The 13,673-nt window shown below is 65.1% G+C and carries 8 protein-coding genes; 5 read left to right on the top strand and 3 right to left on the bottom strand.

The window, feature by feature from the left end; all coding sequences use genetic code 11:
- Window position 1 precedes the first annotated feature (1 nt).
- The 5 genes from ABIC75_RS13055 (at window position 2) to ABIC75_RS13035 (ending at window position 8,337) form a co-directional block, all read left to right on the top strand.
- Window positions 2–700 (top strand): response regulator transcription factor, encoded by a 699-nt coding sequence (locus ABIC75_RS13055; RefSeq protein ID WP_354014287.1) that lies wholly within the window; start codon window positions 2–4, stop codon window positions 698–700.
- The gene (locus ABIC75_RS13050; protein ID WP_354014286.1) at window positions 697–2,130 is read left to right on the top strand and encodes a sensor histidine kinase; all 1,434 of its coding nucleotides are present in this window, start codon (window positions 697–699) and stop codon (window positions 2,128–2,130) included. The genes ABIC75_RS13055 and ABIC75_RS13050 overlap by 4 nt, the downstream gene beginning before the upstream one ends.
- 343 nt (window positions 2,131–2,473) lie before the next feature.
- The gene (locus tag ABIC75_RS13045; protein WP_354014285.1) at window positions 2,474–5,683 is read left to right on the top strand and encodes an efflux RND transporter permease subunit; all 3,210 of its coding nucleotides are present in this window, start codon (window positions 2,474–2,476) and stop codon (window positions 5,681–5,683) included.
- The gene (locus ABIC75_RS13040; RefSeq protein WP_354014284.1) at window positions 5,676–6,872 is read left to right on the top strand and encodes an efflux RND transporter periplasmic adaptor subunit; all 1,197 of its coding nucleotides are present in this window, start codon (window positions 5,676–5,678) and stop codon (window positions 6,870–6,872) included. Before ABIC75_RS13045 ends, ABIC75_RS13040 begins: the two co-directional genes overlap by 8 nt.
- Window positions 6,859–8,337: an efflux transporter outer membrane subunit gene (locus tag ABIC75_RS13035; RefSeq protein ID WP_354014283.1), complete on the top strand. Its 1,479-nt coding sequence runs from the start codon at window positions 6,859–6,861 to the stop codon at window positions 8,335–8,337. The genes ABIC75_RS13040 and ABIC75_RS13035 overlap by 14 nt, the downstream gene beginning before the upstream one ends.
- Before the next feature lie 471 nt (window positions 8,338–8,808).
- Here the strand turns inward: ABIC75_RS13035 and tal are convergent, their stop codons facing one another.
- The 3 genes from tal to ABIC75_RS13020 are packed head-to-tail and all read right to left on the bottom strand — an operon-like array spanning window position 8,809 to window position 13,325.
- On the bottom strand, window positions 8,809–9,777 hold the full coding sequence (tal, locus tag ABIC75_RS13030) for a transaldolase (protein WP_354014282.1): 969 nt from the start codon (window positions 9,775–9,777) through the stop codon (window positions 8,809–8,811).
- A gap of 25 nt (window positions 9,778–9,802) precedes the next feature.
- Window positions 9,803–11,104 (bottom strand): NAD(P)/FAD-dependent oxidoreductase, encoded by a 1,302-nt coding sequence (locus tag ABIC75_RS13025; RefSeq protein WP_354014281.1) that lies wholly within the window; start codon window positions 11,102–11,104, stop codon window positions 9,803–9,805.
- A 52-nt stretch (window positions 11,105–11,156) separates the two neighbouring features.
- On the bottom strand, window positions 11,157–13,325 hold the full coding sequence (locus tag ABIC75_RS13020) for a primosomal protein N' (RefSeq protein ID WP_354014280.1): 2,169 nt from the start codon (window positions 13,323–13,325) through the stop codon (window positions 11,157–11,159).
- Window positions 13,326–13,673 lie beyond the last annotated feature (348 nt).

The following is a 13,673-nucleotide window of genomic DNA, read 5'->3' as shown; positions in this document are numbered from 1 at the left end:
CATGTCCCGAGTGCTGGTCATCGAAGACGACGAAACCACCGCGCGCGAAATCATCGCGGAGTTGAGTGCGCACGGCATGCTGGCCGAATGGGTGGCGAACGGCCGCGACGGGCTGACCCGCGCGCTGCAAGGTGGCTACGACCTGATCACCCTGGACCGCATGCTGCCCGGCATGGATGGTATCGACGTGGTGGCGGAACTGCGCCGGGCCGGCAGCGACGCGCCGGTGTTGATGATCAGCGCCTTGAGCGATGTGGACGAACGCGTGCGCGGCCTGCGTGCCGGCGGCGACGACTACCTCACCAAGCCCTTCGCGCCCGACGAAATGTCCGCGCGCGCGGAGGTGCTGCTGCGCCGTCGCCAACCCCAATCGGTGCAGCGCTTGCGTGTGGCCGATCTGGAACTGGACCTGGTGAGCCACGTCGCTTACCGCGGTGGTCAGCCGCTCACCTTGTTGCCCACCGAATATCGCCTGCTCGAATTCCTGATGCGCAATTCGGGGCAGGTGCTTACACGCACGATGATCTTCGAGACGGTGTGGGGTTTTCATTTCGATCCCGGCACCAACGTGATCGACGTGCACATCGCGCGCCTGCGGCGAAAGATCGACGGCACCGGCCAGCCGGCGCTGATCCATACGGTGCGCGGCACCGGCTACATGATCTCGGCCGCCAACGAAACTGCTCCGGTGGTGTCATGAACGCACGTCCCAACAGCTGGCATTCGACCACGTCGAGGCTGATCCTCATCTACGGCGCGTTGTTCGTCGTGTGGGGCGCGGTGCTCGTCGGCGTGATCCAGTGGGAAACCACGCGCTACCTCAACAGCGTCATCGACCAGATGCTGCAGCAGCGCATGCATTACATCGCATCGACCGATCCTGCGCGGCTTGCCGCCACGGTGGATGCCGCCGCCGCCATCGATCCGCACGGCATCATGTCGGTGGGCCTGTTCGACAAGGACCATCAGCCGGTGGCCGGCAACATCGATCACTTGCCGTCCTCGCTGCTGCGCGACGGCCAGGTGCATCTGCTGAGGCATGGCCTGCCGCGTCCCGATCGCGATGCGGAACGCGTGCGCGCGCGCGGTCTCGCTGCCACGCTGCCCAATGGCGACATCCTGGTGATCGCCAAGGACATCAGCACCATCGACGGCATCGGCGCGATCATCCGGCGCGCCTTGCTATGGGGCGTGTCGCTCACCATCATTCCCGGCCTGCTCGGCGGTTTCCTGCTGCGCCGTGGCCCGGAGAAACGCATCCGCGCCCTGCAGGAGGCGACCGGTCCCATTCGCCAGGGCGATTTGTCCAAGCGCCTGCCGATCAGCCGTCGCGGCGATGAACTCGATCAACTGGCCGGCATCGTCAACACGATGCTGGGCGAGATCGAGCGGCTCATGAACGAGGTGAAGGGCGTGTGCGACAACATCGCGCACGACCTGCGCACGCCGCTAACGCGATTGCGCGCCCGCCTGTATCGCACGCAGCAACAACTGGAAGGCGAGCCCGAGTCGGCCTTGGTGGAATCGTGCATCGTCGACATCGACGAAGTGCTGACGCGCTTTCGCGCGCTGCTGCGCGTGTCGGAGCTGGAAGACCGCCATCGTGCGGCCTGCTTCGACGAAGTGGACGTGGGGCAGGTGTTGCGCCAGGTGCACGAGTTCTACGCACCGTTGGCGGAAGATCGCGGACAGTCGTTCGAGATCGACATCCAGTCGCTGTCGCCGGTGCGCGCCGACGCGCACCTGCTTTTCGAAGCGCTGGCTAACCTGGTGGGCAACGCCATCAAGTTCACGCCATCCGGCGGCAAGGTGAGCCTGCGCGCGAGCATGGACAAGCGCGGCCCGCGCGTGGACGTGATCGACAGCGGCCCGGGCATTCCGGCCGACGAACGCGACGCTGTGACGCGCCGCTTCTATCGCGGCGACAACAGCCGCACCACCGGTGGTTCGGGATTGGGCCTGAGCATCGTGAGCGCCATCGTGCGCCTGCACGGCTACGCACTCGATATTGGCGATGCCACCAGCAACGGTGCGCGCCTCACCTTGTACTGCTACCCGCTGGCAGCGGACGAGAAAGCAGGCACGTGCCTGTCGCGATCGGTGCCGGAAGTCACGCCGATGACGGCGTAAGTGCTGGTTCTTTCCCAGCACTCGGCTTGCCGGCAACATGTCAACTCCCTCACCGTCAATCCGGCGAAAGCCGGAATCCAGCGCCTTTCATGTGAGTCGCGAAAAAGTCACTGGATTCCAGCTTCCGCCGGAATGACGGTGAGGAAGCGACGAATGACGAGGGACGCACACGCGTTTCCATCCAGTCAGGGCCACCAGTGCATGAAGATTTCTTCATCTGCACGCGCGTCGGGCTTTCATGAAACAACATGAAATTATCTTCATCCGCTAAACCCTATGGGCCGCATCGGCTGCGTGCGAAAATTTGTCGCGACGCATCATTTCGCGCACGGAAATCCCCCGCATGCTTGGCATCGTCCGGATCGCGCTTACGCGGCCCTACACATTCATTGTTTTCGCGCTGACCATTCTCATCTTTGGTGTGATGTCCGCGGCGCGCACGCCCACCGATATCTTTCCGGAGATCAACATCCCGGTGATTGCCGTGTCCTGGCAGTTCACCGGCATGACGCCCGACCAGATGTCCGGCCGCATGAACACGCCTTTCGAGCGCGTGCTCACCACGACCGTCAACGACATCGAGCACATCGAGTCGGAGTCGATCAATGGCATGGGCATCACCAAGATCTTCTTCCAGCCGGGCGTGAACATCGCCACGGCGAACGCGCAGGTCACGGCGATTGCGCAGACGATCCTGAAGCAGATGCCGGCCGGTGCCACGCCGCCGCTGATCGTCAACTACAACGCTTCCACGGTGCCGATCCTGCAGGTGGCGCTGTCGGGCAAGGGCCTGTCCGAGCAGCAGCTGGGCGACCTTGGCCTCAACCAGCTGCGTCCGCAGCTGGTGACGGTGCCGGGCGCGGCCATTCCCTATCCGTTCGGCGGCAAGACGCGCCAGGTGCAGCTGGACGTGGATCCGGCCGCGCTGCAGGCGCGCGGCCTCTCCACGCAGGACGTGGCGAACGCGCTGGCCAACCAGCAGCAGATCAGCCCGATCGGCACGCAGAAGATCGGCAAGTACGAATACGTGATGGAGCTGAACAACGCAGCCACTCACGTGGACGAGCTGGAAGACCTGCCGGTCAAGATGGTCAACGGCACCACCATCTATGTGCGCGACGTTGCCCATGTGCGTGACGGCGCCCCGCCGCAGACGAACATCGTGCACGTGGACGGCGTTCGCTCGACCATGTTGTCGATCCTGAAGAACGGCTCCACCTCCACCCTCGCCATCGTGGCGGGCGCACGCCAGAAGCTGGTGGAGATGAAGGATTCGCTGCCGGACAACCTGACCATCAAGCCGATCGGCGACCAGTCGGTGTTCGTGCGTGCGTCCATCGATGGCGTGATTCGCGAAGGCATCATCGCCGCGGCGCTCACCAGCCTGATGATCCTGCTGTTCCTGGGCAGCTGGCGCTCCACGCTGATCATCACCACCTCGATTCCGCTGGCGGTGCTCGGCTCGGTGTTCACGCTGTCTGCCATCGGCCAGACGCTCAACATCATGACGCTCGGAGGCCTCGCGCTCGCCGTGGGCATCCTGGTGGACGAAGCCACGGTGACCATCGAGAACATCAACTGGCACTTGGAGCAGGGCAAGGACGTCATCACCGCCATCGTCGATGGCTCGGCCCAGATCATCGTGCCGGCGTTCGTGTCACTGTGCTGCATCTGCATCGTGTTCGTGCCGATGTTCTTCCTGCCGGGCGTGGCGCGTTATTTGTTCGTGCCGATGGCGGAGGCGGTGATCTTCGCGATGATCTTCTCCTTCATCCTGTCGCGTACGCTCGTGCTGACCATGGCCAAGTACCTGCTGCAGGCGCATCCGGCGACGGTGGACGAGCACGGCCAGCACATCGAGCAGCCGGCGCCGAAGACCTTCCTGGGCCGTTTCCAGCAGGGCTTCGTCAATCGCTTCGAGACGTTCCGTGCGGGCTATAGCGGCGTGCTGCATCTGGCGCTGGAGCATCGCAAGGTGTTCGTGGTCGGCTTCCTCAGCTTCGTCGTGTTGTCGTTCGCGCTGCTGCCGGGCCTTGGCAGCAACTTCTTCCCCGATGTGGACGGCGGCCAGATCCTGGTGCATGCACGCGTCCCGGTGGGCACGCGCGTGGAGACCACGGCGGCGGAATTTGCGGACATCCAGAAGGCCATCCGCCAGGTGATACCGCCGGATGAGCTCGATGCCATGATCGACAACATCGGCCAGTATTCCAGCTCGATCAACACGATCTACAACAACACCGGCGAAGTGGGCGAGTCCGACGGCGATATCCAGATCTCGCTGAAGGAAGACCATCACCCGAGCGCGGAGTACGTGAAGATCCTGCGCGAAAGGCTGCCGCGCCTGTTCCCGGGCACCACGTTCTCGTTCCCGCCGGCGGACATCGTCAGCCAGATCCTGAACTTCGGTTCGCCCGCGCCGATCGATCTGCAGATCCGCGGCAGAAGCCTGGAGAAGAACTTCGCGTACGCCAACGAAGTGCTCAACAAGCTGCGCCAGATTCCCGGCGTGGTCGATGCACGACTGCAGCAATCGCAGGCGCAGCCGGCGTTCCGCATCGACGTGGACCGCACGCGTGCGCAGTTGCTGGGCCTGACCGAAGGCGACGTGACCAACAGCCTGATCGCCGACCTTTCCGGTACCGCGCAGGTGGCGCCGACCTATTGGTTGAATCCGGACAACAACGTCACCTATCCGATCTCCGCGCAGGTGCCGCAGTACCAGCTCGATTCGCTGGCGCAGCTGAGCAATCTGCCGATCACCGCCAAGAGCGGCGGCAATGCGCAGGTGCTGGGCGCACTGGCGGACATCACGCGTACGCACCGCAACACCATCGTGAGCCAGTACAACATCCAGTCGATGGTGGAGATCTATACGGCCATCCAGGGTCGCGATCTCGGCGCCGTTGCCGGCGATATCCAGAAGGTGCTGGACGACACCAAGAAGGACCTGCCCAAGGGCGCGAACGTCGCGTTGCTCGGCCAGGTGCAGACCATGCACGACGCCTATTTCGGCCTGCTGTTCGGCCTGCTGGGTTCGGCGGTGCTGGTGTATCTGTTGATCGTGGTGAACTTCCAGTCGTGGACCGATCCGTTCGTGATCATCACCGCCTTGCCCGCGGCGCTTGCCGGCATCGTGTGGATGCTGTTCGTCACGCACACCACGTTGTCGGTGCCGGCATTGACGGGCGCCATCATGTGCATGGGCGTGGCTACCGCCAACTCGGTGCTGGTGGTGAGTTTCTGCCGCGAGCGTCTGGCCGTCCACGGCAACGCCACGCTGGCGGCGCGTGAGGCAGGCTTCGTGCGCTTCCGTCCGGTGCTGATGACCGCGCTGGCCATGATCATCGGCATGGTGCCGATGGCGCTTGGCCTCGGCGACGGCGGTGAGCAGAACGCACCGCTGGGTCGCGCCGTGATCGGTGGCCTGCTGTTTGCCACCACGGCCACGCTGATCTTCGTTCCCGTCGTTTTCTCCATTGTGCATGCGCGTTACAAGCACGCGCCTGACGCTGATTCGGCTGACCATGCCGGAGTACCCGCCCATGTCTGAACATACCCAGCTTCCTGAGGTCACCTTGTCGCCGCGTCGCCTGCGGCTGGCCGCCGCGATCGCTGCCGTCGTCTTCGGCGCCATCGTGGTGATCGGCGTCACCACCCGCATCGTGCAGGCGCGCAGCCTGCATCAGTGGACTGACGAACAGGCCATTCCCACCGTCGTCATCTCCGAACCCGAATCCGCCAACGGCTCCTCGCCGCTGGAACTGCCGGCGCAGATGGATGCGTTCACCAACGCACCGATCTTCGCGCGCACCAGCGGCTACCTGAAGTCGTGGGACAAGGACATCGGCGCGCCGGTGAAGGCGGGCGATGTGCTCGGCACCATCGACACGCCCGATCTCGACCAGCAGCTGCTGCAGGCGCAGGCTGACCTCGCCACGTCGAAGGCCAATGCCGCGCTGGCGGCCACCACCGCCAAGCGCTGGCAGGTACTGCGCCAGACCGATCCCGATTCGGTCTCGCAGCAGTCGGTCGACCAGTTCAATGGCGACCTCGCCGCCAAGGTGGCGCAGGTGAATGCATCGCAGGCGAATCTTGATCGCCTCAAGGCGTTGAAGTCGTACGCACGCCTGGTTGCACCGTTCGACGGTCGCGTCACCGCGCGCAACACCGACGTGGGCGCCCTGATCACCGCGGACAGCACCGGCACGAGCATTCCGTTGTTCACCGTCTCCGACACCAGCAAGCTGCGCGTGTATGTGCGCGTGCCGCAGGTGTATGCGCCGGCCATTCATCGCGGCGACGAAGCTACGCTCGATGTGCCGGAGTATCCGGGCAAATCGTTCACCGCCAAGGTGGAAGCGGATGCTCGCTCCATCACGCCGACCTCGGGCACCACGCTGGTGCAGTTGTTGGTCGACAACCCCGACGGCAAGCTGCTGCCGAGCAGCTATGCCAGCGTGAAATTCAAGATCGGCTCCGGCGCGCTGGGCCTGCGCCTGCCGGCCGAGGCGCTGATCTTCGACGACAAGGGCCTGCATGTTGCCACGCTGGATGCCACTGACCACGTGCACTTCAAGACGGTGACGATCCGCCGCGATTACGGCAAGACCATCGAAGTGGGTTCGGGCCTGGTCGGGAATGATCGCGTGATCATCAACCCGCCGGATGGCCTGGCCGACGGCGACGAAGTGCGCATTGCGAAGAACCCGCAGGCGGGCAAGCCTCATGACAAAGCGTAAGTACATCGCCACGAAACTCGCTGTGGCGATGGCGGCCACGGTGGCGCTGGGTGCCTGCTCGATGGCGCCGACGTACAAGACGCCGGATGCGCCGGTGGCCGAGCAGTATCAGCCGCAGAGCGGACCGTGGACGCCGGCACAGCCGGCCGACCAGTTGCCGCGCGAAGGCTGGTGGAAGCTGTACGGCGACGATCGACTCAATGGGCTCGAAGACCAGCTGATCGCGCACAACGCCGATCTCGCCGCGGCGCTCGCCAGTTATCGGCAATCGCGCGACGTGCTGACGCAGGTGCGCGCGGACCTGTTCCCGCAGGTTTCAGCAGGGGCCGGCGCTACCCGCAATCGGCAGTCGTTGAACTCGCCGCTGCACGGTGCGACGTCACCCGAGTACTACAACCTCTATTCGGCGCAGGTGCAGGCCTCGTACGAAGTGGACCTGTGGGGCCGCGTGCGCGACAACGTGGCGGCCGGGCGCGCGGAAGTACAGGCTTCGGCGGCCGATCTCGCTTCGACGCGCCTCAGTCTGGAAGCGACGCTGGCCGACACGTATCTCCAGCTGTTGGGCGAGGATCGCCAGATCGATCTGTTGCAGAGCACGGTGGACGCCTATCAGCGCGCGCTGCAGCTCACCACCACGCTGCATGCCGGCGGTGCGGTATCCGGCTTGGATGTGGATCGCGCGCAGACGCAGCTCTCGTCCACCAAGTCCCAGCTCTCGCAGGCCAAGGCGCAGCGCGATGTATTGCAGCATGCGATTGCCGTGCTGGTGGGGCAGTCGGCTTCCAGCTTCACCATTGAGGCGAAGACCGATTTGCCAGCGCTGCCGACCATTCCGGTAGGCGTACCGTCGACGCTGTTGCAGCGTCGTCCGGATATTGCCGCCGCCGAACGTCGTACGGCGGAAGCCAATGCGCAGATTGGCGTGGCGCGCTCGGCGTTCTTCCCGTCGCTGACCTTGAGCGCGGCCGGTGGCCTTTCCAGTGGCGCCTGGGGCAATTTGTTGAACGCGCCCAGCCAGATGTGGGCCTTGGGTCCGAGTCTGCTGCTGGATGTGTTCGACGGCGGCCGTCGCCGCGGCAAGGTGGCGCAGGCACACGCGGCGTTCGACGAAGCCAGTGCGCAGTATCGCGGCACAGTACTCAGCGCCTTCCAGCAGGTGGAAGACAACCAGTCGCTGATCAACAACTTCGGCAATGCCCTGGTGGATCAGAACGACGCCACCAATGCGGCCGACAAGACGCTGAGGCTTTCCACCGCGCTGTACAAGCAGGGTGCGAATAGCTACCTCGACGTGGTGACGGCGCAGGTCGATGCGCTCAATGCCCATCTGAGCCTGCTGGCGCTGCAGACCAATCAGTTGCGCGCGAGTGTGCAGTTGGTGAGGGCCTTGGGTGGCGGTTGGTCGGGGGATGAGATTGCGCCGAGGCAATTGGCGGCGGATGCGAAGGCGCAAGGGTTGAAGTGATTCTCTGGGCCTGATTCGGCGTCTTGGCGCAGCGTGGTTTTGCTCGTCATCCCTGCGAAGGCAGGGATCCAGTGACTTTGCGCTGCGATTGTCGCGATATCTCCAGCTTGCCGCCTACGCAGCGGGCGTTTCGATCGGCTGCCGCCGCTCGAGTCACTTTTCTTTTGCTGGCCCAAAAGAAAAGTAACCCAAAGAAAATGGCCTTCAGAGCAAGGGCTCGTAGCGTTCTGTTGGATACGAGCCTTGCAGCGTTCGAAGCCCGGAACGTCACGATCTCCCTAATGAACGTTACGGCTACACCGCAACGCGCCGAGGCGGAGAGGACTTAAAGCGGCGCTCGCTTCGCATTGCTTGAGCAAGCAATGCGTGGTGCATCGCATCTCACCCTCTCCCTTTGCGGGGGAGGGCCGAGGCATGGCCACCTTCACGGTGGAGAGGAGCCAATCTTGCGACTGGCTCCCCTTGTCGCTCTTACAGCTTTGCCGTCAGCATCTTTTCCAGCTTGCGCTGGTCCACGGCGAATTTGCGGATGCCGTCGGCGAGTTTGTCGGTGGCCATGGCGTCTTCGTTGTGGCCCCAGCGGAACTGCGCTTCGGTGATCGGCGCGGGCTTGGGCTGGGTGGCGCCGGTGTCGTTGAGGGCGCGTGGCAGTGGCGAGTTGTCGTGGTCGAGCTTTTCCAGCAGGTCGGGGCTGATGGTGAGGCGGTCGCAGCCGGCGAGGGCCTGGATCTGGCCGATGTTGCGGAAGCTGGCGCCCATCACCACGGTCTTGAAGCCGTGCTCCTTGTACCAGGCATAGATGCGGCGCACCGACTTCACGCCCGGATCTTCTTCCGGTGCGTAGCTCTTGGTGTCGGTGTTGGCGACGTACCAGTCCATGATGCGGCCGACGAACGGCGAGATCAGGAACACGCCGGCTTCAGCACACGCCACGGCCTGTTCGAACGAGAACAGCAAGGTGAGATTGCAGTTGATGCCGCGCTTTTCCAACTGCTCCGCTGCGCGAATGCCTTCCCAGGTGGAGGCCAGCTTGATCAGGATGCGGTCGCGCTTGACGCCGTGTTCTTCGTACAGGCCCACCAGGCGCTCGGCCTTGGCGATGGAGGCATCCACGTCGAACGAGAGGCGCGCATCCACTTCGGTGGACACGCGGCCCGGCACGATGTCGAGGATCTTGCGGCCCACCGCCACGGCGAGATGGTCGCTGGCATCGATCACCTGCTGCTCGCGCGAATTGCTCTTGCCCTTGGCCCACGCCACCGATTCGTCGATCACCGGCGCGAAGCTGGGATTCTCGATCGCCTTGAGCAGCAGCGACGGGTTGGTGGTGGCGTCCACCGGGCGCCAACGGGCAATGGCTTCGATATCACCGGTATCGGCGACGACGGTGGTGTACTGGCGCAGTTGTTCGAGTTGGGAAGACACGGCGGTATCCGGCATGGCGGGAAAACCCTGATTCTCCACCCTAAGCGTCACGGGGCAAAGTCTGCGTGTTGGTTCGCTCGTCCGTGCCCGTGACGATGCGGGCGTGGCGTTGGTAGGTCCAGTAGGCCCAGGCCCAGTCCAGCATCACCACCAAGCGGTTGCGGAAGCCGATCAGGAAGGCGATGTGGGCGATCAGCCAGACCCACCAGGCCAGCAGGCCAGAGAGTTTCAGGCGTCCAAACTGCGCCACGGCCGCCATGCGCCCGATGGTGGCGAGCGAGCCATCGTCACGGTAGGCAAACGGCTTGATGGCGCTTCCGTCGCGCAAGCGCGCCTTGAGTGCGAGGGCGGCGTGGCGTCCCATCTGCTTGGCGGCGGGCGCTACGCCGGGCACGGCGTTGCCGTTGGCCTGCGTCACGCTCGCCAGGTCGCCGACCACGTACACCTGCGGGTGTCCCGGCAAGCTGAGATCGGGCGCCACCAGCACGCGACCGGCGCGATCCACCGGTGCGCCGAGCCGGCGGCCCAAGGGTGAGGCGGCGACACCAGCCGCCCACAGCACGGTGCGTGCAGGGTACGGTGTGTCCGCGAGCATCACGCCGTGTTCGTCGATGGCCGTGACGGCGGTGTTCAAGCGCACCTGCACGCCGAGTTTCTCCAACTGGCGACGCGCCTTTTCGGTGAGATCGGGCGCAAACGCCGGCAGCAATTTCGGCCCGGCTTCCACCAGCAGGATGTTCGCCATGCGCGGATCGGCGCGACGGAATTCGCGCGGCAAGGTGTGGCGGGCGATTTCCGCCAGCGTGCCGGCCAGCTCCACGCCGGTGGCACCGCCGCCGACCACGACGAAGTTGAGCCACGCCTGGCGTTTTTCCGGATCGTCTTCGCGCTCGGCGCGTTCGAACGCGAGCAGCACGCGGCGGCGGATGGTGAAGGCGTCTTCCAGCGTCTTCAGGCCCGGCGCGTAGCGTTCCCATTCGTCGTGGCCGAAATAGGCGTGCGTGGCACCGGTGGCGACGATCAGCGCGTCATAAGGAAGCTCGCCCTGCGCGAGCATCACGATGCGGCGGTCGAGGTCGACGTCGAGTGCTTCATCCATCAGCACCGTCACGTGCTTGTCGTTCTGCAGGATCTGCCGCAGCGGCGCGGCAATGGATGGCGCGGAGAGTCCCGCCGTGGCGACCTGATAGAGCAGCGGCTGGAACAGATGATGATTGCGTCGGTCGATCAGCGTGACGCGGACGTTCGCATCAGCCAGTTCGCGCGCCGCGGCGAGGCCGCCGAAGCCGCCGCCGAGGATGACGACATGGGGACGTGGATCGGACGTTGCGTTGCCTTCCATCGGATGCTCCTTTCAAGGTGAGTATCGTGACGGTGCTGGCGTCGTCCCGCGGTCAATAAAGATCGATGGGATCCACGTCGAGCGACCAACGCACACGGCGCGCCGAAGGCAGCGCCGACAATGCGGGATACCAGGGGCGCAGCGCTCCATGCAAGGCGCTGCGCGTGTCTGCTTCGATCAGCAACTGGCCGCGATGGCGCCCGGCGCGCAGCGGCATCGGCGCCGGCATCGGGCCCGCGAGCTGCAGCGGCAGGCCGGCGAGCGCCTGCGCCGCATCGCCGAGAAATGCATCCACGTGGTCGCGCTGGTGCGCATCGGCACGCAGCAACACCTGGTGCCCGAACGGCGGCAACTGCACGCTGCGGCGCTCGTCGAGCAAGGTGTTGGCGGATGCCGCATAGCCTTGCGCGAGCAACTGGCGCAGCAGCGGATGTTCGGGGTGGTGCGTCTGCAGCAGCACGCGTCCGGGCTTCTTCGCGCGTCCGGCGCGTCCGGCCACTTGCACGACCAGCTGCGCCAGCCGTTCGCTCGCGCGAAAATCCACGCTGAGCAGGCCTTCGTCCACGCCGACGATGGCGACCAGCGTGAGGTTGGGAAGGTCGTGGCCCTTGGCCAGCATCTGCGTGCCGACGAGGATGGCGGGTTTGTCTTCGTGCAGGCCTTCGAGCAGTTGTTCGAACGAGTCGCGGCGACGCGTGGTCTCGCGATCGATGCGCAGCACCGGCACGTCGGGAAACTGCGCGGTGAGCGCTTCTTCCAACCGCTCGGTGCCTTGTCCCTGCGGTTTCAGATCCGGCGCTGCGCACGAGGGACATTGCGACGGTATGCGTGTTGTCGCGTCGCAGTGATGGCAGATCAGCACGCGACGTCCCGCGTGCAGCGTCATGGGATGTTCGCAGCGCGGGCATTCCGCATGCCAGCCGCAGCTGTAGCACAGCAGTACCGGTGCATAGCCGCGGCGATTGCGGAACACCAGCACCTGTTCGCCGCGTGCCACGGTGTCGCCCACGGCGGCCAGCAAGGCAGGCGACAGGCCGTGGTCGAGGCGTTGCGCGCGCATGTCCACGATCTGCACCTGCGGCGCGCGAATCGCCCCCGGCCGCGCACGCAGGTGCAGCGCGCGATAACGCCCGGCCTGCACGTTCGCCAGCGATTCCAGCGACGGCGTGGCAGAACCGAGCACCACCGGCACGTTCAGTGCGCGGCCGCGCAGGATGGCCAGGTCGCGCGCGTGATAGCGGAAGCCTTCCTGTTGCTTGTAGGCGCTGTCGTGTTCTTCATCCACCACGATCAGGCCGGCGTGCGGCAGCGGGGTGAAGATGGCCGAGCGCGTGCCCAGGATCACCTTCGCCTCGCCGGATCGCGCACGCAGCCAGGCGCGCGCACGGTCGCCTTCGGCGAGATTGGAATGCAGCACTTGCACGGCCACGCCCAGGCGATCGCGCAGGCGACGCACGGTCTGCGGAGCGAGCCCGATTTCCGGCACCAGCAGCAAGGCCTGCTTGCCTTGCGCGATCACTTTTTCGATCAGCGCGAGATACACCTCGGTCTTGCCGCTGCCGGTAACGCCATCGAGCAGGAACGGCTGAAACTTCCCCAGCGATTCGCCGATGGCGTCGACCGCCTGCTGTTGCTCCTCGCTCAGCGACGGCGCGGCGGTAACGCGCGGCGGTTCGGCGACATGCGCCTGGGTGCGTTCGATCAGTGCGGCCTGCTCGAGGCGTCGCGCGGCATCGCGCCAGCCGGGCAGCATCTCGTGCAGCAGCTCGGCGGTTTGCGGCCCGCGTGCGAGGGCGTCGAGCAGCGCACGGCTGCCGCCACGCCGACTTCCGGCGTCGAGCGCGCTGCGGCCGGCATCGGTGAGCGTCCACGCTTCTTCATGCAGGTCGGGAAGCGGGCGGTCTTCGCGCAAGGCCAGCGGCAGGGCATTGGCGTAAGCCTCGCCGGGCGCGCCCAGCCAGTAGTCGGCGGCGCGGGCGAGGGTGGCCATCAATTCGGCGTCGAGCAGGGGGGCGTCGTCCAGCACGCGCAGCACCCGCTTGAGCCGGGCGTTGCCCACCGCCGATTCGACGTTGGCCTCGACCACCACACCCACCGCCTTGCCCTTGCCGAACGGCACCAGCACCCGGCTGCCCGCTACCGCCTCGCCGCTGGCCGGCGGCAGGTAGTCGAACAACGTGGGCAGGGGGACCGGCAGGGCGACGCGAAGGACGGCGGGCATGAATACCTCTCGGCACAACAGTGTAACCGGGCCGTTCCGCCGAGCGGGATTCCAGCCGGGTGAAATGTGTCGCCCGGCTGTTTGACGAGCAGACCACGGCTTGGAGGTCCTTGCTGCCCCGTCATCTAGGAAAGGGTGCTAAGTGACTATTGGCAGGGGTCTTTTGAGCTTATCCACAAGGTCTGTGGATAACTCTGTGGATGGTCCGTTGAGGGAGGCCTGTAAGGCGCATGAAAACGCCCTTCAGTACGCGCTGTTCAAGTTTTAGCCAGCCTAAAAACATCCATGAATACAGTGACTTGAATTTCTCGCTCGGCTGGGGTTCATGGAACTGCCACAGGCACGAGA

The organism is Dyella japonica, from assembly GCF_040545895.1.
In the GTDB taxonomy this organism is placed as follows: Bacteria; Pseudomonadota; Gammaproteobacteria; order Xanthomonadales; family Rhodanobacteraceae; genus Dyella; species Dyella japonica_D.
The sequence above is the reverse complement of the archived record's forward strand: the minus strand, read 5'-3'. Positions and strand labels throughout refer to the sequence as shown.